Raw genomic sequence first — 21,607 nt, 5'->3', positions numbered from 1 at the left:
ATAACTCCGGGTTATGGGCTTTCGAGATCTCCCCGACGACGAACCGGAGGCCAGATGCTGAGCGAGCCACGACGCTCGGACACCATGCCTCCTCGCCGGTTTCACCCACGAGCCGCGGGCAAGTCGACGCCCACGGACGGTACCCCTTCCGCATGAGGGAGAACGGCTTCCTGGCAGTCCTTGAGGCTCTGGCCCCGATGGTCGGCCGGGACGCTCAAACCACCTCGTGACGGGAGTACCGATGAGCATTGCTTGCGACCCCGCAGAGCCGGCCGCGACCAGCCCTGCTGCCGACGGGCAGCGGCCGTTGACGGACGTTCGGAACACAGCCGATGCAACCCGATCCCCGGATCCGTATGACTCCGCATGCCATTGCGGGCAGTCGCTGGTCTGCTGCGACGGTTGCGGTGCCCTGCGCTGCCTTGATTGCGACCCCTACCGTTCCGATGACTGCAACGTCGGCTGCTGAGGGTTCGCGCGACGGCGCCGCAGCCGAGGGGGACCCGGCCGCCGGCACGCTTTCGGACGGTAGCCGTGCCGACGAGTACTTCATCGTCGTCGGGAGCGACGTGGCGCGCAGGGTCTGCGGCTCGTTGAAATCGGCCGGTCACCAGGTGCGCCACCTGGCTCAGCCCACGGACGAGGATCTGCGCCGGGCGCTGGATCGGGACGTGGCAGGCGTCGCGATCCTGCTCGATGACGATGTCGAGTCCCTGCGCTATGCGCTTGCCGTGGAGCACATTCGTCCCAACGTCTCGCTGGTGGTGACGATCTTCGACCGAACGGTTGCCGAGCAGCTGGTACGCGTGGTCCCGAACTGCCGGGTCACCTCCCCGGCGGACGTCGTCGCACCGACCTTCCTGGCCGCATGCGTCGAGTCCGATCTGCTGGCCCTCGCCCGGACCTCTTCCGGCCACATCGCCGCCCGCCGGGAGGGGGACAGTGTCCGCCTCGCGCCCTACAGGCCACCACGCTCCTTGAGATACCGGGCACGGCTGGGGAGGATCCGGGGGCAGCTTCGGCCGCACGACAGCAGCTCACGGATCACGCTGACCGGCCTCGCCGGGCTTCTCTTGGTGCTGTTCCTGGACTGGCTCTGGTCCGTGACCCTCCAGCACCGGCCCCCGATCGAGGCCCTGTTCGAGGCGGCGCGAACGGTGTCGGCCGTCGGCCCCGTGTCCGCGCACGGTTCGGACGCCTACATGGTGTTCGCCAGCGTCGCGATGCTGCTGACTGTCGTGTTCACCGCCGTTTTCACCGCAGGCCTGATCGATCGCCTCCTGGCTCCTCGTTCGGTCGGCATCGTGGGTCCCCGGGCCCTTCCCCGGGCGGGCCACGTGGTGGTCGTCGGGCTGGGACAGGTGGGTCTGCGGCTCTGTACCCAGGTGCAGGACCTGGGCATCGGTGTGGTCGCCGTGGAGCGGGACCCGGCAGCTCCCAACCTCCGGCTGGCCAGGGCACTTGGCGTACCCGTCGTCGTCGCCGACGCGACGGACAGGTTCGTGCTGGGCGAGCTCGGCCTGCACAAGGCGCAGGCGATGGCCGCCGTCGCCTCGGACGACCTGGACAACATCGCGGTTACCGTGGCCGCGCTGGCGGTCGCGCCTGATCTGCGGGTGGTCATGCGCGCAGGTGACCACGAGGCCATCGCGGAGACCCGTTCGTTGTTCAGGATCGGCCTCGTCCACGACCTCAACAGCATGTGCGCCGCGTACACGAGCGCAACCTTGTGCGGAATGCAGCCGCGCGGCGTGGTGGCAGACGGAAAGCAGCTCCTGGTGGAACGTGCAGACGGAAGCTTCGTGCCCTGGCCGCACGCGGACCGGTGTGGCCATGAGTAACTTCCTGGATTCAGGGCGTTCAGGCTCAGCCGCGTCTCAGCTCGTGCTCCGGGACGGCGTCGGCTCCCACAAGGATGCGGACCTCAGCCTCGGCGAACTCAGCTCCGTCCACCTCCCTCGGGTCGAAGAGCGATCCGAGCCAGCCCAGCAGGAAGCCGAGAGGGATCGAGAACACAGCGGGGTTGCCGAGGGGAAAGACGTCGAAGTCCGCGTCCGGCAGCAGCGCGGTCGGACCTCCCGACACGGCAGGGGAGAGCAGCACCAGCCCCACCGAGGTGAACAGTCCCCCGTAGATGCTCCAGAGCGCCCCTCTCGTCGTGAAGCCCTTCCAGTACATGCTGTAGAGGAGGGCGGGCAGGATCGCCGAACCCGCGACGGCGAAGGCGAGACCCACCATGAACGAGATGTTCAGGCCCTGGGCGTACATGGACAGCACTGTCCCCACGACACCGATCAGCAGCACCGAACCCTTGGCGACCAGGAGTTCACTCTTCTCAGACGCCTTGCCGTTCCTGAAACCGACTTGGTAGAGGTCGTGTGCCAGCGCGGTTGAGGCCGCCAGCACAATCCCGGCAACCACGGCGAGGACCGTCGTGAAGGCGACACAGGAGATGAGTGTGAGGAGGAAAGCGCCTCCCAGGAACTCGGCCAGCAGCAGAGTGGCCGAATTGCCCGAGGCGCTGTCTGCCGTGATGGCCTCGCGTCCGAGCAGCGCCACGGCACCGAAGCCCATCACCCCGGCAAGGAGACAGAACGCGAGCGTCAGGTAGGCCGCCCACTGGACCGATGTGCGCGCCGCGCGCGCGGTGGGCACCGCGCCGAGCCGCATGAGGAGATGCGGTAGTCCGGCCGCTCCCAGCAGAACCGCCAACTGCAGGCTCAGCGAGTCGAGTTTGCTCACGCTGTCGTCGCCGTAGCGCACACCGGGCTGGAGGAAGGCATCCCCCAGACCGCTGCGGGTCGCCGCTCGGTTCAGCAGGCCCGCGGGATTCCAGCTGAACCTCGACATGACCAGGAAAGCCAGAAAGGCGCCCCCGCCCAGCAGGATGACGGCCTTCACCAACTGGACCACGGTGGCGGCCCGCATCCCGCCGATCAACACGTAGATGATCATCAGCATGCCGAGCGAGGCGACCAGCACCTTTCGCGCGCCCTGTCCGTCCAGCCCCAGGATCGGCGCGGCCAATGCCCCGGCGCCGACCAGCTGTGCGATGAGGTAGACCAGGCAGATGACGAGCGTGGCGGTCCCCGCGGCCCGGTGGACGGGCCGCGAGCGCAGGCGCCGTGCGAGGCTGTCGCCGATGGTGAACCGCCCAGTGCTGTGATACGGCTCGGCGACCAGCAGGAGCATCACGATCCAGGCGACGATCGGTCCCAGCAGGTAGGGGATGCCGTCGTACCCCGTCAGTGCGATCACGCCCGGGGAGCCGAGCAGTGTCGCTGCCGACATGTAGTCACCGAACAGGGCGATGCCGTTGCGAGCCGGGGTCAGCCGGCCGTCACTGATGTAGAAGTCACCCGGCGTAGCCCGGTCCGTCGTGGCCCAGATGGCCAGAAACAGCGTGCTGGCGACGAAGGCGGCGAAGACCACGAACACGGGGAACCCGTCGGAGTCGGCGAGTGGCAGAGCAGTGGTCACCGCGTGTTCTCTCTCTTTTCGACGTGAGCCCTCAGACGCCTGCCGTCAGGGTCGAGGAAGTTCCTGGCGTAGCGCGTGTACCACCAGACGGCCCAGGCCGTGGTGACGCACTGGATCAGGCTGAGGGCGAGACCGATGTTCAGCGGTCCGGCTACTCCTACGGCCATGAATCCCCGCGCTTCGCCGGCGAGCAGCGCGTTGAGCAGGTACAGCCCGACGACAGCGCCGGCGACGGCGAAGACCGGGCGCCGGCGTGCCGCTCGCAGGCGCTGCAGACCGGGGTCGGCTTGCAGCTGCTCGTAGACGGTCGGGACCGGCCGCTGCGGCGGACTCGGTTCCCTCAGCGAGTCCGAGGCCCATGGCGGCCCCGGTTCCCACGGCGGGGGTGGTGGCGCCGAGGGAGTCATGACACCCCTCTCAGCGACGCGGCGCCGAGGCCGGCGGCGGGTCGGCCCGCGGGCGGGTGCGTCTCGCCGGTCCGGTCGTGGACCAGGTCTTCCGCCATACGAAGGGCCCACCTCCGGCGTACCTCGCTCATCTCGCCGCCTCGCGCTGCCGCCTGGCGCAGGGCTTCGGCGTACCGGCGACCGAGCGCGTCCGGCCCGCCGACTTCTGAGACGGTCTGGGCGATGGCCCCACGCAGTTCGGTGTTGGAGTACAGGGACTCATGGTCGAGTTGGCTCATATACAAGGCCGACACCGGATAGGGATCCTGTTCGGGATGCTGGGGAATGCGGCTCATTGCGTGTCCTGGACTGATCAGGGGACGGATGGTCCGGTGACTCGGGAAAGAAGGTCACTCGGGGAGAGAAGCGGCTATGTGATGACGTCCACCTCCAGCTCCCCGTCCGCGTACTGCTTGCGCACCGTCTTTTTGTCGAATTTGCCGACAGATGTCTTGGGCACCTCCCCGACCAGGGCCCAGCGCTCCGGGAGCTGCCATGCGGCGACCTTTCCGGCGAGGAAGCCCCGCAACTCCCCAAAGGCGGCCGTGCTGCCGGGCCGGAGAACCACCGCGGCCAGGGGGCGCTCACCCCATTTGTCGTCCGGGACGCCGACGACACACGCCTCGGCCACGCCCGGGTGCGCCATGAGGTGGTTCTCCAGTTCGACGGACGAGATCCACTCTCCGCCGGACTTGATCACGTCCTTGACCCGGTCGGTGAGCGTGAGGAAGCCGTCGGCGGCGATCGTGCCCACGTCGCCGGTCCGCAGCCAGCCGTCGTCGAACTTCTCCGGGTCGTCGTCGAGGTGGTACGAGCCGGTGATCCACGGGCCGCGCACCTCCAGCTCGCCGACGCTGTGTCCGTCCCAGGGCAGGACCGTCCCGTCACGGCCGATGAGCCGGGCCTCCACCGGCGCCGGGAAGCGGCCCTGGCTGAGCCGGTAGCGCCAGGCGTCCTCGCCCTGTGCACCTTGGGGCACACGGGCCAGGGCGCCCAGCGGCGACACCTCGGTCATGCCCCAGGCGTGCAGCAGCTGGATGCCGAATTCGTCCTCGTAGGTCCGCATCAGGGACGGCGGGCAGGAGGAGCCGCCCACGACGGCCTCCTGGAGGGAGGAGATGTCGGCCTCCGGGTGTTGCTCGACATGGTGGGCCAGGCTCTGCCACACCGTGGGCACACCGGCTCCCTTGTTGGGGCGGGAGGCGGCGATGAACTGCGCAAGGGGCGCGGGGGCCAGGAACCGGTCCGGCATGGCGAGCGAGGCGCCGGTCAGGAACGCTGCGTACGGCAGACCCCACGCCTGGGCGTGGAATTGCGGGACGATGGCGAGCAGGCGGTCGCGGGCGGAGATGCCCATGAGGTCCGGCAGGCTGATGCCCAGCGAGTGCAGGTACAGCGAACGGTGGCTGTAGACCACGCCCTTGGGATTGCCCGTGGTGCCGGATGTGTAGCACATGCCTGCCGCCTGGTTCTCGTCCAGGTCCGGCCAGTCGTACGTCTCGGGCCGCTTCTCCAGCAGCCGGCCGTAGTCGTGTACGGCAGCAGGACCGCCGGGCAGGACCGAGCCCTTCGCCTCGCCGTTGACGACGACGTGCCGCACGGTGCGCATGCCGGGCAGCAGCTCGGCGAAGACCGGCAGGAGGGAGGCATCGACGATGACCACCGTGTCCTGTGCGTGGTTCGCGATGTAGGTGAGCTGTTCCGGGAAAAGGCGGATGTTCAGGGGGTGGATCACAGCGCCCATGGCGGGTACGGCTAGGTATGCCTCCAGGTGCTCCTGGTTGTTCCACATGAACGTGGCCACCCGGTCGCCCGGCTGTACGCCGAGGCCGGCCAGCGCGTGGGCCAGCTTGGCGGCGTTGCGGCCGACCTGGGCGTAGGTGGCAGTCCTGGTGCCGTTGTTGTCCGTGGCCGTGATCACTTCGCTGCCGCCGTGCAGGTTCATGCCGTTCTCCAGCAGCCTGCGGACGAGCAGCGGCACCTCCTGCATGGTGCTGGGGACGGCTGGACGGCTGGACATTTCCTTGGTCATCTTCGGTCTCAGTTCCCCGTGACGGTTTTCGAGGGTCAGCGGCCGGGCCGGTGGGCGGCCGGGCTTTCGAGCCTCCATCGCTTCCATCGCTCGCTGTGGCGATGGGCGAGAGCTTGGGTTTTGCCGGGGCGAGCGGGTAGCTCCAGGGGGAGGTGTGACTTCGGAGGTCTCCATTCGGAGATGGACTCAGCCACCGCCCCAAGTCACCATGTGTGCAGCGGAGCGCGAGGGCGTCCGACACGGTCCCGCAGGGCGTGAGGCGACATACCATGACAGACGAGGCAGGCAGAGGGCGGGAACGGCCCTTGCCGAACGCACTGTTCGAGCTCACCGAGGGGTACGGCCAGATCCTCGGCCTGCTCGACCAGTCCATTGCCATGCACCGGGTCGTGGACGATGTGCCGGAGATCAGCGGGGTCGACGTGGCCTGGGTGGGCGAACCGGACGGCGCGGACCGGATCGTGCTCGGACACACGGTGAACACGCGGACACCCGCCGTGAACGGCTTGGTCGTGCCGTCCGGGTGTGGGCTCGGCGGGCAGGTCATGCTCCAGCGCAGGCCCCTGTGGGTCAGTGACTATCGCAGCTCCGACACCATCACCCATCACTTCAAAGCCCAGGCCGAGACGGAGGGGCTGGGCGCGATGATCGCCGTGCCCGTGATGCACGAAGGCCGGCTGTTCGGTGTCCTCTACGGCTCCAACCGCGAGACCAGCACGTTCAGCGACCGGACGACCCGGGCCCTGGAGCAGGCGGCGAGCCGCGCCGCGGCCGCCGCCGTCGTCGCCGAGCGGGCCCGCCATGCGGCCGAGGTCGCCGTGCACGAGGAACGACGCCGGCTCGCGTTGGAACTCCACGACACCATGGGGGCCATGCTGTTCTCCCTGGGGGCGGGCATCCGCACCCTGGCCGACGAGCTGCCGCCCGAGGACGCCGTGCAGGCACGGCTGAGTGACCTGGAAGAACAGGCCGTCCAAGCCGCGGCCGCGCTGCGCGTCTCCCTGTATGCGCTGAACGCGCCGCCGGAGCAGGTCGCCCTGGGAGTCGCGCTGCGTGGCGACTGCCGGGCATTCCAGGAGCGCACCGGGGTCATCGCCCGGCTCATCATTGTCACCGAGGTCCCGGTTCTGGCGGCGGCCCCGGTCAAGGCACTGACCAACGCAATACGGGAGGCGCTGCTGAATGTCGAGAAGCATGCGCGGGCCCGATCCGTGGTGGTCAGCGTCTTCACTCTGTCCGGGGGAGTCTGCGTGACCATCGCGGATGACGGGGTCGGGCTGCCGCCTGTGGAAGGACACTCCCGCGGCCTTGGCCTCTCCGCCATGTCCGAGCGCCTGGAGCGGGTGGGCGGCAAGGCCCACATCCTCCGCAACGAGGACGGCGGCGTCACCGTCCAGGCATGGGTGCCGGCGTGAACGAACCGACCGTACATGTGCTCGTGGTCGATGATCACCCCATCGTCCGCGACGGCGTCGCGCTCGCGCTGGGCAACGCCTCCTGGATCACCGTGGCGGGATACGCGAGTTCCGGCAGGGAAGCGGTCATGGAGGCGGAACGCCTGAAACCGGATGTCGTGCTGCTCGATCTGCGCCTGCCCGACATGCTCGCCCCCGAGGTGATCCGGGCGATGCGCACCCATGTCCCCGGTGTCAAAGTGGTGATCTTCACGGCTTACCCCGAGCACGCGGCTCTGGAGGAGGCGCTCGGCGCCGGAGCGCACGCCGTGGTCGTCAAGGACGCCGAGCGATCGGATCTGGTGGACATCGTCCGCCGGGTCCACGCCGGGGAACGAGTCGTTCGGACCAGCCCGGACCATCTCCTCCATGTGTTGCTGGCCAGAAGACTCAAAGAGAGCGGGCTGACCCGTCGTGAGTACGAGATCCTGCGCAGGGTGGCGATGGGCGAGACGAACCCGGAGATCGCAGACGTCCTGGGACTGACGAGGAACACGGTCAAGACCTACCTCCAGCGAACGCTGGAGAAGCTGGGCGCGCGCAACCGAGTCGAGGCGCTGGCCCGCGCCAGCGAGCGAGGGATCCTCTAGTTCTCCGGCTTGCAGCGGACGGCGCCACTGCTCAGACACGCCCGGCCGCCGGACCGAAGGACACCCCTGGGTCAGGGCAGCGTCCGCATCGGTCGCCTGAACGCTGGGGAGGATGCGGATCTCACCTGCCACCCGATGCAGCGCCGCCGCCGGTGTGGGCCGGTTTGGCTCGCCGGCCGGACATGCCGCCCCATGCGTCGGCACGCCATGCGTGGCACGGTGGGATCGAGGGGGCCGGAAGGCGGTGAGGGTCATGCGAGCCCAACTTGGTGATCTGCTCGTGGTGGAAAGCCCCACTACAGGCTCCACCAGACGGGACGGCGAGATCGTCGGACTGCACCACGAGGACGGCACGCCTCCCTACGACGTCCGCTGGTCGGACACGGAACAGATCACCCTGGTGTTCCCCGGGCCCGACGCGCATGTCCAGCACAGCAACCACATGCCCGAAGGGCTTCGGCAGGTGTCCCGCCGGGGGACGGAAGACATGACCCCGTCCCCACGACCCCCTGACCCCGGCGACATCGGCCGGCGCGTGGCCCTCGAACGAAAGCGCCAGGGACTGACCCGTGCGGAAGCGGCCCGCCGGGCCAAAATCGCGCCGGAATACCTGCGGTATCTCGAAGAGCGGTCCGCCCACCCGAGCCCGGCGACGCTCATCAGACTGGCCGACGCCTTGGGGACCAGGGTCGCCGAGCTGCGGGGAGGCGGCGTCGACCTGCCGCCCGGACAGGGCCGGGCACTCGCCCATCCCACACTGGAGGAGCTCACGCCCGATGAATGCCGCACCCGCCTTTCCACACACGGCGTCGGACGGGTCGCGGTGTCGACGCCCGACGGCCCGGTGGTCGTTCCGGTGAACTACGAGGTCATCGACGATGCGATCGTCTTCAGGACGGCCCCTGGCTCCGAAGCGGCAGCGGCTGTGGGAACAGACATCGGCTTCGAAGCGGACCATGTGGACGAGGCCCTGAGCCAGGGCTGGAGTGTGCTCGCCGTCGGCCCCGCACAGACGGTTACCGAGCCCGACGCGATGCGGCGGCTGTCCGAGCGGGCACACACCGCTCCCTGGGCCGGCGGAGACCGCGAGCTGTGGGTGTCGATCCGGCCGACACGCCTCACGGGTCGCCGCATCGTTCCGTCCCGCTGACTGCCGGCCGCGTTCCAGAGCACCGGGCGGTGGCCGGCGTCCGCCGTACGGCTCTCAGGCGTGCGGAACAACCGCGACCGGGCAGGTCGCATGGTGGAGGGTGGCATGGGCGACAGACCCGATGTGCGGACCGATGGGGGAGCGGCGCACGCGGCGGCCGACCACCAGCAGCCCCGCACGGGAGGCGGCCGACAGGAGCACCTGCCCCGCGCTCCCGATCTCGACATGCTCGATCACCGGCACGTCGGGAAACCGCTCGCGCCAGGGGGCGAGTGCCTGCTCCAGTGCCTTCTTCTCGAACGGCTCAAGCCCTCCCGCCTCATCGGCAAGGTACAGCGAACCAGGGCTGTACGCGAAGACGGGCGGCAGACTCCAGGCCCGCACCGCTCGCACGGTCGTCCCCCTTACGGCCGCGGCCTCGAAGGCGAATCCCAGCACCGCGTCGCTGTCCTCCGCCCCGCCCTGCTGCCCCACGACGATCTCGGCGCCCTCCGGCTCGCCCGCATCCTCTGCGTGGGCCCGGACCGAGACCACCGGACGCGTCGCGGCGGCGATCACCTGCTGACCGTACGAACCGAGGATGAAGCCGACGAGGCCGCCGTGCCCCCGTGATCCCAGTACCAGCATCTCGGACTGTTCGTCGGCGCCGAGCAGCGCGGCAACCGCGGTGTCGGGCACCACCTCGGCGGACACCGGCAGGTCCGGATACCGGCCGGCCACAAGGGTCTCGGCTTCCCGGACCACAGCGTCGGCCGATTGCGTCTGTGCCTCCCTGTCCTGGACCACGGGCGCGTCGAGGGGCTGCCAGAGCCAGGCGTGCACGATCCGGAGTGGCAGCCCCCGGAGCGTCGCTTCGCGGGCTGCCCAGTCGGCCGCGGCCAGGCTTTCCGGGGATCCGTCCACTCCTGCAGCGATCGCGCGGGTCATGAGGTTGCCTCCATGCGGCGTAGACGGCACGGTCACTCGAACCGGCCTCTGTCCCCTCAGCATTGCGGAACCGGAGGCAGCCTGCAGAGGGCCGTTCGGCCCTCAGCCGGTACCCGTTCGTCCGCCGCGGCTCCGCCCCGTCGTTCTTGCGCGGCCGGGCTCCCGGGAGCCGTGGAGGAAGAGCACCGAGTTGACGTACCGCCGGCGCAAGGGGCTCAGGCTGCGGCGCAGCAGTCCGTGCTCGGCGACGTGCGCCGTCAGCAATTGGTGGCCCGGCAGGTCGAAGTCGTTCAGCGGCAGCCAGTCGCGGCCCGGAAGCACCCAGCCCCGGTAGCCGTGGTGGGCGAGCCGGTCCAGGACCGGGTCCACCGGCCCGATCCGGCCCTCCAACTCGACGAAGAGCGCGGGGCGGTCACGGACCAGGATCTCCTCGGCGCCGCTCAGCACATCCAGCTCGCTGCCGTCCACATCGATCTTGATCAGGGTGATGTCTTTCAGGCCCAGACCGTCGATCCGGACGCACGGTACCGGTATCGATCTGCTGTGGATGTCCCTGCGGACGAGTGAAGAGACACCGCGGCTGCCGCGGTCGCCCGCCGGCAGCCAAAGGTGCGCCGTGCCGCCGTCGTGGTCCGTGGCCGCCGCGTTCACCACCTCGACACGGTCCGGTGTGGTGGCCGCCAGCAGGCGGGCGAGGTGGGGGACGGGCTCGATCGCCACCACCCGGTCGGCCCGCCGGGCCAGCCGCCGGGACCACGGGCCGTACCATCCGCCGACATCCACCGCCGTGCCGCCGGCCGGGCAGAAGTCCGCCAGCCGCCGCAGCTCCGGCTCGTACCGCGGATACAGCAGACCGACGCCCGTGGCGATCAGCGCCGGCGGCAGATGAGGGGCGATCCGGGCGGCCAGTGTCATGGACCGATCCGCCTGAGGATCCGCTCGTGCTCCTCGTCGGGCACCCGCGTACCCGACGAGGGAAGCAACTGAGGGATCCCGTCGACGATCGGATAGCGCCGTTGCAGCCGCGGGTTGTAGAGGACCTCCTCGGGCAGAAGCAGCGTCAGCCGGCCCTTGTCGATCGGACAGGCGATGATCCGGAGCAGCGGATCGTCAGGCTTCATGAGCCAACTCCTTTGTCGGCGTGGGGGGTTCGTCATGACGTGGCAGCATCAGCAGGACCGAGACCGCCAGCGCCGTGCCGCCGAGCCGCAGCGCGAGCCGCAGCGGGTCCTCGGGCAGGGACTCGCCGAAGACGAACGTGCCCAGGGCGGCCGTGAACAGACAGGTGACCGTCGTGCACACGGGCACGATCAGAGAGGCCCGGCAGCGCTGCAGAGCGGTCTGGGACAGGATCAGTCCGGTGGCACCTGTGACGAGAAGGATGTACGGGTACGGGGACTTCAGCAGGTCGAACGCCGCGTCCGAGACACCCCGGGTCCTCAAGAGACCGGAGACGCCCTTGATGGCGAGCGAGCTGACTCCGTACAACAGCCCCACCGCAACACCGTATTCGACGCCCGCGGTGGGCAGCCGGTGACGGCGGCGTGCCCGGCGTTCCACGGACCGGTACAGCCACAGCCCCGCCGCGAGCGCGGGAAGGCAGATCAGCAGCACACGGCGGGACGAGGCATGACCACCCACGGCGTCGGAGTGCTGGAGGGAGGCCACGACCATCAGCAGGGCGAGGGTGATGGCGACCACGCTGCGCCGCTCGCGGCCGCTGGGACGCTCGCCCAGCACGACCGAGGAGAGCAGAAGCAGCAGGACGAGACCGGAGACGAAGATGCCCTGCGCGGCCGCGATGGGAAGGGTGCGGTAGACGGCGAGCTGCGCCGCGAAGCCCGCGGCGAGCGCGAACGAACCGCCGAGCCACAACGGGCTGCCGATGAGCAGGCGTACGACGCGCGCCGGTTGTCCTGTACTTAAGTGCGGCAGATCCGACAGTGCCCGCTTCTCCAGTACGAAGCCGGTGCTGTAGAAGACGTTGGCCAGCAGAGCCGATGCCACCCCCCACCACATGGCGCTACACCCGCCTGGCGTGCACCAGGAGGACGGAGGCCAACGACGGCGCGGCACAGGCGGCACGGTCCACCGGGCGCAGCGGGCGCGGCACGCCGTGGAAGGGCGCGCCGGCCAGGGAGACCACCTCGAAGCCCGCGGCGGTCAGGAACTCACGCAGCGCGCGGGCCGTGAACAGGCGCAGATGGCCCACCACTTCGGATCCCGGGCGACCGTGGATGCCACGCAGGCTGACCTCGGAGAACACGGGCTGCACCCCGACGGCCAGCAGTACCCGGTTGTACCAGGCGGCCAGGTTCGGGGTCGAGAGCATCAGATGGCCGCCCGGTTTGAGGATGCGGCGCAGCTCGTCCAGGGCACTGTCCGGATCGACCAGATGCTCGACGACCTCGCTGAAGAGCACGGCGTCGGCGGTCGCGTCCCCCAACGGCAGCCCGCCCGCGGTCAGTTCACCGCGTACGACATCGTTCATCCGGGTGGTGGCCCGGCGCAGCGCGTCCTGGGACCAGTCGATGCCCACGATCCGGTGATCGCCGAGCAGCGGGCCCGCGGTGGCGGCCGCGGAGCCGTCGCCGCAGCCGACGTCCACGACGACGCAGGGCTCGGCGGGGAGCACCCGGGCCAGCATCATCGCCTGGCGGCGGCTGCGTTCGTCCCCGGAGGCGACGGGGACGGCCGGGTTCTCGTAGAACTCGCGCAGGCCCGCCGGGACCGTTCCGGTCATGGCCCGTCACCTCCTGAATCGGCCCGCAGGGCCGTCATGGCCGCCAGGTACTCCGTGAAGTAGTCGCACAGCCGCCTGCCCGCGGCGTCGTCGAGGAGCGCGCGCGACCAGCGCAGTGCCAGATGCAGCCGACCGCCCGTGCTGGCGGTGGTCACGGTCAGCCCGCGCGGCATCGATGCGGGAGCCGAGAACCAGACGGCCTCGGCCCGGCCCGCCTCCGCGAAGTCCAGTGGATACGGGATGCGCCCGATGTTGCTGAGCAGCGTGGTCGAGGTCCATGCAGCGGCAGCCCGCCGAAGACCACGGGTCAGGGCAGCCCGCATCACGATGGGCACGGCGGGTGCGGTGAGGAGCGCTGCGGCACGGCCGAGTTGAGGCCGGGGAGCCGACTTGAGGGCGCGGGTGCGTTCCGCGGTGCGGTGCAGCAGCGCGGCGAGCGCGTCGGGGCCGGGCTCGCGCGCGCACTCCTGCGCCGTGAATCCGACCTCGACGAGACGTGTGCCGTTTCCGATGGGCATCTCGGCTCCGCGGGGCCGTTCGTCGATGGGCATGGTGATACGCATCGGGCGCGGCGGAGCATCGTGCTGCCGGTTCCAGCGGGCGATCATCAGGCAGGTGGCGACGAGGAGTTGATCGTTGACGGTGTAGCCCGCCCCGGCCGGCCGGCGCGGCACCGGCAGATCGGCCAGCAGCAGGCCGTTCCCACCTTCTGCGCATACATCGGACGCCGGTGCGACACGAGCGGGCCGTGCACCGCCCCCGCCGGTGCGGGCGGGCGGCGGCCCCGGCCGCTGCGGCGAGCCGGCCGGGCCGCGTACGGGGGAGGTGGAGGAGGGGGCGCCCGAGTACAACTCGGCGGCCGTGGCCAGCACACGCAGACACGCCGGCCCGTCCAGGGCGGTGTGGTTGAGCGTCAGCAGCAGCACGCACGAGCCGCCCGACGACGGCCCGACCACCTCCAGCCGGACGGGCGGGGAAAGGGACAGCGGCGGAGCCTCGGCCAGTGCTCTTGCCCTGGCCCGCTCCAGCGCGCCCGCTCCCGGCTCGCGGAAGCCGACCGGATCGACGTCCGGGGTGCCCGTCAGCTCCCATTCGTAGCGCCGCCGGTACCAGCGGCCGGGTGCCTCGCGCACCAGAATGCGCGGGTGCCTGAGCAAGGCCTCGCCGAACGCGGCCCGAAGCCGCTCCGGATCCGGCTGCCGGGGCAGGTGCACCTCGATGTGTACGGTCTCGGGCTCGTCCTCGCGCACACAGTGCCGGGAGATCTCATCGACGACCGGAAACGGAATCCGGCCAGAAGCCGCGGGCTTGGCCGATGGCCCCTGCCGGGCGGGTTGCAGGGCCGTCATATCGGCGGGGCCTCCCTCGGGGCGATCGCTGCGCTGCCTGGCGGATCGGGGTGGGGCGCCGGGTCCGGACTGTGGCGCCCGGCAGGGCCGTTCGCCGACCGCATCCGCTGGGGCAGGGGCGGCAGGTCCGGGTCCACCGCGCCCGGTGAGCTGCCCCGCGTCCGCCGGTCCACGGTGACCACCGCCGCGCACAGCGCTATGAGCGCCAGGACTTGGGCCGCCGGAGAGAACGCGCCGCGCCCGACGGCGACCGGATCGCCCGCCCCCGTCGCGGCCGCGATCCCGGCGCCCGCCATGGCCAGCAGCGCTGTCGGCACCAGCAGGGAGTGCCGCAGGCGGGCAACCACCGCCAGTACGGGGACGATCAGGGCGAAGGGACCCGCCACCACCGCGACCACAAAGGTCAGCGCGAGGCAGCCCAGCACCCACCCGGGCTCGGGCGGCGTCATCGCCGCGGCGTCCGGAGTCGTGCTCCGGCGGCGTACGAGTGCGAGGCATGCCAGCAGCGCCACCGCCACCGCGCCCCCGATCATCCCGACGTCGTAGAGCAGCACGGGCGTGTATTCGAGCTCGACCGTGCCGCCGGCGCCCGCGGGGATCAGCCAGGCCTGCTGCCAGCCGTCGATGCGCAGCGGGATGAGCGTCCTGCCGTTCAGGGTGGCTTTCCAGCCGTCGTTGGCGTTCTCGTACATCTGGAGGTATGCGGCCTCGCCCGCGCCGACGTTCACGGTCCGCCGGTCTCCGCGCCAGTCCACCGCGGTCGCCTCCCGCTGGTCCTTCACGACGGGTGGCCGGAGTTCGCCGCGGGTCAGCGTGATGTCGGTGAGGGCGAGGGGCCCTTCGTCGCCCGCCTCCACCTGGTGCAGCCCCCGGCCCAGGGGAAGCGTGCCCTGCGCAGTCCGGCAGAGCTTCACATCGACCGGGCTGCGTTCGGTCAGATCGCGCACCGTTCCGGACGCGCTCGTCGCGTGCAGCGTGCCGTCGACCGCGACCGGCGGACCCTCGCCGCACGGCACGGAGAACCGCAGTTCGGCGGCGGGCGGCGGTGTGCGCAGGTCGGCGAGTGCCGGAACGTAGACCTCGCTGAGGCCGACCGGCAACTGCATCCGGCTGTCGGCAACGGGGTTGTGGACGGTGAGCGGTGCCGCCCGGCTGACGGTGATGTCGAGCCGGTCCGTGGTGATCGGCTCGAAGCGGGCCAGGCCGTTCTCGTCGACGGCGGCCGTCACTCCACCGTTCGGGGTGCTGATCAGTATCTGCTCGGGCCGGGTTGACAGGCCGCCCGCCGCCGCGAGGACGATCTCGTCGATGGTCTTCCGGCCGGGCCAGCGCAGATGGATGACCGGCCGGTCTCCGGCGATCCATGCGGTGGTCAGATCCTCGTCGACGAGATTGCGCGGGCTGAGGCTGTTCCCGAGCCGGCTGGTCGAGTCCGCGGTCGCCGTGATCCGTCGTCCCTGCCGCGGATCGGCGGCCGTGACGAGCCGGTCGAGCGCTTCGCCGGGCACCGGCAGTGCTGTGGCGGTGATGGCGAAGTCACCGCCTTGGGCGACGCCGAACCGGCGGTGCAGACCCTCTTCGGCGGAGACAGGCGAGAGGCCGCCGGGGTCGCTGCCGCGATGCAGCGAGAACACCTCGGCGCCCGCCTCGGTGTCGTGCGCGTCGGTGGGGAGCCGGAGCAGCCGGGTCACCTGGATGCCCGGGAGAGAGACCTCGCTGAATCCCGCGCCGCCCAGTCCGGCCCTGGGGGACTGCGCGGCCAGGACGGTGATCTTCAGCCAACTGGTCTGCCCCGCGGGCGCCGTGACCGGCTGCGGGTTCCCGTTCGCAGCGAGCGGGCTGTCCGCGGAGCCCTTTTCGGTCTCGACCCGTACGAGTGTGGGGGCGGCCCTCATTCCGTCGCCGGGCAGCGGAGTGAGCTGAAGCGAGGCGGGGACGTCTGTGGGGGAGGAGAAGCCGATACGGAGCCACTGGCCCGCGGCGTTTCCGGCGCTGCCCTCGGCCCACGCCGTCTCCGGGTCGCCGTCGAAGGCGTTCACCGGGTCGTACTGCGGCAGATGGAACAGCCAGTTGCCGCTGCTGGACGCGGTCACCGAGGCGGCGCCCCGCAGGACGGCCGTCGTCTGGTGCCCGGTGCCCTTGGTCGGCAGGATCTGCCGCGGCCGCTCGCCCGGATCCTGGAGGCTTCCGGTGGGGTTGCGTTCGTCCGCGGTGTACGTGTACGAGGTGTTGCTGTTGACCAGTCCGAAGCGGGTGTCGGCGCGGCGCAGCCCATCCGCCACGTATTGCGCCGCGGGCGTGCCGAGCCCTGGGTGGTTGTCGCCGGTGAGCACGGTGGGCCTGCCCCGCAGACCCGGATCGGCCGACAGTTGCAGCAGTGCCTCGGGGCCGCCGCTGACGACCGCTGTGTCGGCGACCGCCTGCAGGCCGACCTGTCCGGGCCGCCGGGTGTTGCCGGTCGGCTCGTAGATCTCGACGGCCTGCATGCGCGGGAAGATGCCCTGGACCTGCACCGGTGTGTCGGTGGGGATGCGGCCGCCGGTGAGCACCGGGTCGAATCCGGTGACCCGCCGATAGCCGGAGGCCTCCAGAGTGCGTCTCACGGTGATCGGCGGGACGTATCCGAGCTGGTCCGGGTCGAGGTCATTGCGTACGACGACGAAGTGGAGGCCGGCGCGTGACAAGTAGTCGCGCAGGCCGGGCACTTCGCTGCCGCTCATGAGCACCTGCTCGACGGCGTCCATCGCGCGCCGTGAGCCGGGTGTGCCGAGGGGCACGAAGTCGCGTTGTGCCCAGCGGGAGTCGGCGAGGACATCGAGGGGCTCGTCGATGGGAGAGCCCCAGGTGTACAGGCCGTGGGCGGTGGCGGGAACGACGAGCGCACGGCTGTCGGGGGAGTTCTTCTCCAGCCAGTGGGCGGCCTGCGTCCACTGGCTGGGCAGTTTCTTGAAGGCGCCGGGCTGCAGGATCGTCCCGTTCAGGTACGGCCAGGCCAGAGGGGGCAGGACCAGCAGCGCGGCGATCAGCGGCGCATGGCGGCGCGCGGGCAGGCGCCGGGCTCCGCGGCTCTCGCTCGACGTCGCCACCAGGTGCATCAGCCCGAAGGCGAGCGCGAGGGCGAGCCCGGGCTGGAACTTGTAGACGCTGCGGAAGGGCTTGAGCGGCCCGTTCAGCCAGTCCCGCACCGTCTCGTGGAAGGGGCCGCCGAAGGACCCGGCGTATCCGGCCAGGGTGATCAGGACCACGGCCAGCACGGTGAGCAGCAGCCAGCGGCGCTCGGGCAGATCGCGCCGTGCCAGGCCCGCGAGCCCCAGCGCGGCCGCGAACGCCGAACCGAGGACGGTGACCGCCGCGGTGGCCACGGTCCAGCCGGCAGGCAGCCAGGCTTCGCCGAAGTGGAGGTAGGCGACCCAGTTGCCCGCTCCGCGCAGCAGTTCGGTCGCGGACATCGTCCCGGTGGTGGTGTCGGCCTGCTCGACGTACGGCATGAAGTCCTCGCCGTAGGCGCCGAGAAGCAGCAGGGGAACCACCCACCAGGCGGTGGCGAGTACGACGCCGGGAATCCACCAGGCGATCAGGGCCCGCTTGCGCGGACCGGCAGGGCGGCTGAGCAGATAGAGCCCCACCGGCAGCAGCGAGGCGAGCGTCGATGCCGCGTTGACCCCGCCCATGAAGGGGATCAGCAGCGCGGATGTGGCCGCTGCCACCCGGGGGGAAGTCCGGGTGGCAGTGAGCGGCAGCAGCACCCATGGCAGCAGCGCTCCGGGGAGCGCGGCCGCCGAGGTGGAGCCGACGACGATGGTGAAGGTCGGCCACAGGGCATAGCCGGCGGCGCCGAGCAGCCGGGTCCGGGCGCTGCCGATCTCCAGACGCTCGGCGAGCCGGAGGGCGCCCCAGAACGCGGTGGCCACGATCAGCGAGAGCCACAGCCGCTCGGCCAGCCACACCGGGATGTGCGCGAGGTCGGTGAGCGCGTAGTAGGGGAGGGTCGGGAAGGAGTAACCGGCGTACTGGTTGGACAGCCCGCCGAATCCGGAGCGGCTCTGCCACAGCTCCCCGAGGTCGCCGATGAACTTCCAGGGGTCGGCGACCACGCCGAGCTTGGTCTCGAAGGTCATCCTGCCCGGTGACACGGACAGGAACGCGACGAGCACCGCAGCCCAGAAGGCCAGCAGCCATGATCTGCGGCGCGGCCCGCCGGGCTGTGGGGACGGAGGCGGAGCGGTGTGCCGGGGACGGCCCGGCCTGCCCGGGGGGAGGGTCAACGTCGTCTCAGCCACGGGTGACTCGCAGGGGGCTGGTCATCGCTGCTGCCGTTTCTGTTCGGCGCCTGAGGACGAGGAGGAGGTTCCAGGTGGCTATTTCGCGCAGGCCCGGGACGCGGGTGACGGCCTGCGCGAGGAAGGGCCAGTAACGGGAGCGTGCGGTGACCAGTGAGACGTCCTCGCGGGTGCGTACATGGCGCAGGGTCGGACCGATGTGGATCGCGAACAGGTTCTCGCCCAGGGTGTGTTTGGCGGGGCGCCCGGTCCGCCGCAGGTAGCGGGCACGGGCCCGGTCCGCGCCCAGGTAGTGCCAGGGCGCCCACTCGTGACCGCCCCAGGGGGAGAGCCAGTTGGTGAACGAGACGTAGATCAGCCCGCCCGGCCGGGTGACGCGGATCAGTTCGCTGAGGAAGGTCTGCGGGTCGGCGACGTGTTCCAGCACGTTGGAGGAGAAGCAGATGTCCGCGACTCCGTCGGCCAGGGGCAGCAGATAGCCGTCGGCGACCACCGAGCCCACGGGGGCGGTGCCGCGGGCGCCCAGTTCGCGCAGATCGGGCTCGAAGAGGTAGCTGTGCGCCCCGCGCCGCCGGAACTCCTCGGTGAAGTGGCCGCGTCCGCCGCCCACGTCCACCACCGTCCGGCCCTGCAGGGGCATCTGTCGCTCCAACTGGTCGGCCGCGTCCTGGGCGAGCAGGGTGTAGCAGCGGTCCGGGTCGGTCTGCTCGCTCATGAACGCCCGGAAGAGGGTCAGAGACCTGCGGATGGAGGGATCCTTCACGGCCGCATCACCTCCGCTGCGGCGCGGCCTCCGCGGCCGCCGCCCGGAACTGCCGGACCGTGGCGCCCCAGCGGAAGTCCGCTGCCCGCTGCCCGGCCGCGCGGCCGAGCGCCTCGCGCCGCTCGGAACTGAGCGCCAGCGTGCACCAGGCCGCGGCGAACGAGCTCTCGCCGCGGGCGAGTACACCGGTGACGCCGTCCTCGATCGAGTCTCTGAGACCGGGCACGTCGAAGCCGATGGCAGGTGTGTACCGGGCAGCGGCCTCGGTCACCACGAGCCCCCAGCCCTCGACGAGCGAGGGGTGCAGCAACAACCAGGCCGCGCACAGCAGCCGGTGTTTCTCCGCTTCACAGACCCGGCCCGTGAAGGTCACGCCGGGCCCGGCGAGAGATTCCAGCCTGGCCCGTTCCGGCCCGTCACCCACGATGACGAGCCGGCCTCCGGTGACCGGCCTGACCCTTTCCCACAGACGAAGCAGCAGCTCGATCCGCTTGTACTCGACGAGCCGCCCCACGGCGAGGAACAGCGGCTCGGCCGAGGTCGGCTCGAGCGGGCCCGGCTCCTCGACACCGTTGTTGACGAGCCGGATCCGCTCCCGCGGGACACCGAGGCCGTGGAGCGCGTCGGCGGTCGAGGGGGAGACGGCGACCAGCAGGTTGCCGCTGTGGGCACGGGTCAGTGCCCAGCGCTCGAGCCTTCTGCCCAGCCGGGCGGCGGGGCCGGGGAAGCGCTCGCCCCAGATGTCGGTGTGGACATGGTTGACCAGGCAGAGCGTCGGTCCGCTGTGCCACAGCGGGGCGAGGTAGGGCATGCCGTTGCACACCTCGACGAACAGGTCGCAGTCACCGACCTGCCGTTGGAACGCACCTCGGGCCCGCAGAAAGTGTCCCGCGTCCCCGCCGGCGGAGACAACGCGGTAGCCGCGGCAGGCGGCGGGACCGCCACACAGGAGGGTGACCTGGTGGCCGTGAGCGGTGAGCCCGTCGGCGATGCGGTCGATGAGCAGTTCGGAACCGCCCGCGGCCGGGTTGCCGAGGTCGCGCCGGGCGAGGAAGACGATCCGGCGAGGATGCGGGCCAGGCCCGGACGCGGGGTCGAGCCGCGGGGACATCCGCGGATGGTGGGGGAGTGGCGCGCGCAACGTGGGGGGTACGTGCTGGGGCATTCGAGCTCCAACTCGCCTCGGGGTGCGGGACGTTGGGGATGTTGGGTGCGCGAGAGCGGTCGGCGTGGCGGGGTGGGTTGGTAGTCTCCGCCCGGCTGTTCGATGCCGCTACTCACGTTGGTGACAAATTTGGCCCGCAACGGGCCTGACGCTCCATCACATTGTGCGCATTACGTCGGATTCGGGCGCTCTGGGCCGCGCAACAGGAGGATGACACCCGCGGCAGCAAGGACGAGCCCGGCCGCCCCGCCGCCGATCGGTGCGAGGTCTCCCAGAGCCCGCAGTCGGCCGCTGTCGGTCTTCGCCAGCGCCACCTGCTCCCGCTGGGTGTCCGGGGTGAACTCCAGCCCGGCGCTGTCCAGCAGGACCACCTTCGCCGCGTCGCCACCGGGTGCCCGCAGAGTCTTGCGCGGAGCGGTCCTCGCGTTCATGATGCGGCCCGTCCGCCGGTCGACGACGAGTTCGATGCCGTGGTTGGCGTACCACTCCTCGGCATGCACCTGGCGCTGTTTCGGCAGGCCGACCAGCCGCCCCGGCACCTGGCGGGTGCCCGTCCGGGTGTCCTTCACGGATCCGGTGAACCGGTAACCCTCGTAGCCCGCGACCTTCTTGGTGCCCTTGAACTCCAGCCGTACCGTGGATCCCAGCGTGGTGTCCCACCAGAGGTATCCGCGCTTTTGCACGTCGAAGGGGAACTTCAGGTACGCCTCGCCCTGATACTGCGGCGTCTCCCCGCAGCAGTGCACCGGAGCGTTGGTCCGGCGGTCGGTCACCCAGCGCTCCAGCGTCCACTGGTAGGATCTGCGCGGATCGCCGAAGGCCAGCGTGTTCGGGGTGTCGATGGCCGTGGACACGTCCCACACCGCCCGTCCGCTGCGCTCGCTCGCCGCGACATCACCCAGCACCCGGCGGGTGATGGTGATCGGTTCTCCCTGTACGGGTCTGAGACTCTCGGTGTCGAAATAGTCGCCGTTGCCGGTGAACACCGTGGTGACATCGACATCGGTCGGGGTGCGTTCTGCGCGTGGCTCGACGTACCAGGCGAGCAGCGGAGCCAGGACGAGCAGGAAGACGCCGGTGCCCAGCAGGAGCAGTGACAACGGCGAAGCGGTACGACGCATAGGGGCACTCCCGGGCGGTGGGGGAATCAGGACGGTGCGCGTCTGTACGGGCCGGGACCGTAAGCGCCCTCTTGACTAAGTGTCAATGCCCCTCACAGACTGGGCAG

The 21,607-nt window shown here is 70.6% G+C and carries 18 protein-coding genes; 4 read left to right on the top strand and 14 right to left on the bottom strand.

The genetic code is table 11. The annotated features are described in order from the left end of the window. The first annotated feature begins 446 nt into the window (after positions 1-446). Positions 447-1,841: an NAD-binding protein gene (locus FBY35_RS04210; RefSeq protein ID WP_142212482.1), complete on the top strand. Its 1,395-nt coding sequence runs from the start codon at positions 447-449 to the stop codon at positions 1,839-1,841. A gap of 25 nt (positions 1,842-1,866) precedes the next feature. Here the strand turns inward: FBY35_RS04210 and FBY35_RS04205 are convergent, their stop codons facing one another. From FBY35_RS04205 to FBY35_RS04190, 4 genes are all read right to left on the bottom strand, one after another. Next, positions 1,867-3,480: a cation acetate symporter gene (locus FBY35_RS04205; protein ID WP_260848505.1), complete on the bottom strand. Its 1,614-nt coding sequence runs from the start codon at positions 3,478-3,480 to the stop codon at positions 1,867-1,869. Further along, entirely contained in the window at positions 3,477-3,887 is a 411-nt protein-coding gene (locus FBY35_RS04200; protein WP_142212481.1) for a DUF485 domain-containing protein, read from the bottom strand. The genes FBY35_RS04205 and FBY35_RS04200 overlap by 4 nt, the downstream gene beginning before the upstream one ends. Then, positions 3,884-4,222, bottom strand: coding sequence for a hypothetical protein (locus FBY35_RS04195; RefSeq protein ID WP_142212480.1), 339 nt, complete (start codon positions 4,220-4,222; stop codon positions 3,884-3,886). Before FBY35_RS04195 ends, FBY35_RS04200 begins: the two co-directional genes overlap by 4 nt. A 74-nt stretch (positions 4,223-4,296) precedes the next feature. Continuing rightward, complete coding sequence (locus tag FBY35_RS04190; RefSeq protein WP_222123100.1) at positions 4,297-5,946, bottom strand: long-chain fatty acid--CoA ligase; 1,650 nt, start codon at positions 5,944-5,946, stop codon at positions 4,297-4,299. A 281-nt stretch (positions 5,947-6,227) separates the two neighbouring features. Here FBY35_RS04190 and FBY35_RS04185 point away from each other — a divergent pair, with 281 nt between their 5' ends. The 3 genes from FBY35_RS04185 to FBY35_RS04175 all read left to right on the top strand — a co-directional run bounded on the left by FBY35_RS04185 (position 6,228) and on the right by FBY35_RS04175 (position 9,152). Further along, entirely contained in the window at positions 6,228-7,373 is a 1,146-nt protein-coding gene (locus FBY35_RS04185) for a GAF domain-containing protein (RefSeq protein WP_142212479.1), read from the top strand. After that, positions 7,358-8,002 carry a response regulator transcription factor gene (locus FBY35_RS04180; protein ID WP_142212478.1) on the top strand — a complete coding sequence of 215 codons (645 nt, stop codon included), beginning with the start codon at positions 7,358-7,360 and terminating at the stop codon, positions 8,000-8,002. The genes FBY35_RS04185 and FBY35_RS04180 overlap by 16 nt, the downstream gene beginning before the upstream one ends. Positions 8,003-8,255: 253 nt before the next feature. Then, positions 8,256-9,152 carry a DUF1918 domain-containing protein gene (locus FBY35_RS04175; RefSeq protein WP_142212477.1) on the top strand — a complete coding sequence of 299 codons (897 nt, stop codon included), beginning with the start codon at positions 8,256-8,258 and terminating at the stop codon, positions 9,150-9,152. A 54-nt stretch (positions 9,153-9,206) separates the two neighbouring features. Here the strand turns inward: FBY35_RS04175 and FBY35_RS04170 are convergent, their stop codons facing one another. The 10 genes from FBY35_RS04170 to FBY35_RS04125 all read right to left on the bottom strand — a co-directional run bounded on the left by FBY35_RS04170 (position 9,207) and on the right by FBY35_RS04125 (position 21,500). After that, entirely contained in the window at positions 9,207-10,079 is an 873-nt protein-coding gene (locus tag FBY35_RS04170) for a universal stress protein (RefSeq protein ID WP_142212476.1), read from the bottom strand. 102 nt (positions 10,080-10,181) lie between these two features. Beyond that, complete coding sequence (locus tag FBY35_RS04165) at positions 10,182-10,994, bottom strand: FkbM family methyltransferase (RefSeq protein ID WP_142212475.1); 813 nt, start codon at positions 10,992-10,994, stop codon at positions 10,182-10,184. Further along, complete coding sequence (locus FBY35_RS04160; protein ID WP_142212474.1) at positions 10,991-11,200, bottom strand: Trm112 family protein; 210 nt, start codon at positions 11,198-11,200, stop codon at positions 10,991-10,993. The genes FBY35_RS04165 and FBY35_RS04160 overlap by 4 nt, the downstream gene beginning before the upstream one ends. Then, entirely contained in the window at positions 11,190-12,098 is a 909-nt protein-coding gene (locus tag FBY35_RS04155) for a hypothetical protein (protein ID WP_186356854.1), read from the bottom strand. The genes FBY35_RS04160 and FBY35_RS04155 overlap by 11 nt, the downstream gene beginning before the upstream one ends. A gap of 4 nt (positions 12,099-12,102) precedes the next feature. Beyond that, positions 12,103-12,822: a class I SAM-dependent methyltransferase gene (locus FBY35_RS04150; RefSeq protein WP_142212472.1), complete on the bottom strand. Its 720-nt coding sequence runs from the start codon at positions 12,820-12,822 to the stop codon at positions 12,103-12,105. After that, positions 12,819-14,171, bottom strand: coding sequence for a condensation protein (locus FBY35_RS04145; RefSeq protein ID WP_260848504.1), 1,353 nt, complete (start codon positions 14,169-14,171; stop codon positions 12,819-12,821). The genes FBY35_RS04150 and FBY35_RS04145 overlap by 4 nt, the downstream gene beginning before the upstream one ends. Next, a complete protein-coding gene (locus FBY35_RS04140; RefSeq protein WP_260848503.1) occupies positions 14,168-18,451 on the bottom strand; it encodes an alpha-(1->3)-arabinofuranosyltransferase in 4,284 nt (1,427 codons plus the stop codon). Before FBY35_RS04140 ends, FBY35_RS04145 begins: the two co-directional genes overlap by 4 nt. Continuing rightward, positions 18,444-19,214 carry a class I SAM-dependent methyltransferase gene (locus FBY35_RS04135; protein WP_142212471.1) on the bottom strand — a complete coding sequence of 257 codons (771 nt, stop codon included), beginning with the start codon at positions 19,212-19,214 and terminating at the stop codon, positions 18,444-18,446. The genes FBY35_RS04140 and FBY35_RS04135 overlap by 8 nt, the downstream gene beginning before the upstream one ends. Positions 19,215-19,221: 7 nt before the next feature. Then, positions 19,222-20,379 (bottom strand): glycosyltransferase family 4 protein, encoded by a 1,158-nt coding sequence (locus FBY35_RS04130; protein WP_142212470.1) that lies wholly within the window; start codon positions 20,377-20,379, stop codon positions 19,222-19,224. Between the two features lie 170 nt (positions 20,380-20,549). Continuing rightward, positions 20,550-21,500 (bottom strand): DUF3068 domain-containing protein, encoded by a 951-nt coding sequence (locus FBY35_RS04125; protein ID WP_142212469.1) that lies wholly within the window; start codon positions 21,498-21,500, stop codon positions 20,550-20,552. Positions 21,501-21,607 lie beyond the last annotated feature (107 nt).

Origin of the sequence: Streptomyces sp. SLBN-118, assembly GCF_006715635.1 — a bacterium.
In the GTDB taxonomy this organism is placed as follows: domain Bacteria; phylum Actinomycetota; class Actinomycetes; order Streptomycetales; family Streptomycetaceae; genus Streptomyces.
Note: the sequence above shows the minus strand (reverse complement) of the source record. Positions and strands in the feature narration are given on the sequence as shown.

What these genes read in the sequence shown, in the direction of transcription:
- FBY35_RS04210 (WP_142212482.1), top strand. Translation starts at nt 447, where the DNA reads ATGACTGCAACGTCGGCTGCTGAGGGTTCGCGCGACGGCGCCGCAGCC.
- FBY35_RS04200 (WP_142212481.1), bottom strand. Translation starts at nt 3,887, where the DNA reads ATGACTCCCTCGGCGCCACCACCCCCGCCGTGGGAACCGGGGCCGCCA.
- FBY35_RS04195 (WP_142212480.1), bottom strand. Translation starts at nt 4,222, where the DNA reads ATGAGCCGCATTCCCCAGCATCCCGAACAGGATCCCTATCCGGTGTCG.
- FBY35_RS04190 (WP_222123100.1), bottom strand. Translation starts at nt 5,946, where the DNA reads ATGTCCAGCCGTCCAGCCGTCCCCAGCACCATGCAGGAGGTGCCGCTG.
- FBY35_RS04185 (WP_142212479.1), top strand. Translation starts at nt 6,228, where the DNA reads ATGACAGACGAGGCAGGCAGAGGGCGGGAACGGCCCTTGCCGAACGCA.
- FBY35_RS04180 (WP_142212478.1), top strand. Translation starts at nt 7,358, where the DNA reads ATGGGTGCCGGCGTGAACGAACCGACCGTACATGTGCTCGTGGTCGAT.
- FBY35_RS04175 (WP_142212477.1), top strand. Translation starts at nt 8,256, where the DNA reads ATGCGAGCCCAACTTGGTGATCTGCTCGTGGTGGAAAGCCCCACTACA.
- FBY35_RS04170 (WP_142212476.1), bottom strand. Translation starts at nt 10,079, where the DNA reads ATGACCCGCGCGATCGCTGCAGGAGTGGACGGATCCCCGGAAAGCCTG.
- FBY35_RS04165 (WP_142212475.1), bottom strand. Translation starts at nt 10,994, where the DNA reads ATGACACTGGCCGCCCGGATCGCCCCTCATCTGCCGCCGGCGCTGATC.
- FBY35_RS04160 (WP_142212474.1), bottom strand. Translation starts at nt 11,200, where the DNA reads ATGAAGCCTGACGATCCGCTGCTCCGGATCATCGCCTGTCCGATCGAC.
- FBY35_RS04155 (WP_186356854.1), bottom strand. Translation starts at nt 12,098, where the DNA reads ATGTGGTGGGGGGTGGCATCGGCTCTGCTGGCCAACGTCTTCTACAGC.
- FBY35_RS04150 (WP_142212472.1), bottom strand. Translation starts at nt 12,822, where the DNA reads ATGACCGGAACGGTCCCGGCGGGCCTGCGCGAGTTCTACGAGAACCCG.
- FBY35_RS04145 (WP_260848504.1), bottom strand. Translation starts at nt 14,171, where the DNA reads ATGACGGCCCTGCAACCCGCCCGGCAGGGGCCATCGGCCAAGCCCGCG.
- FBY35_RS04130 (WP_142212470.1), bottom strand. Translation starts at nt 20,379, where the DNA reads ATGCCCCAGCACGTACCCCCCACGTTGCGCGCGCCACTCCCCCACCAT.
- FBY35_RS04125 (WP_142212469.1), bottom strand. Translation starts at nt 21,500, where the DNA reads ATGCGTCGTACCGCTTCGCCGTTGTCACTGCTCCTGCTGGGCACCGGC.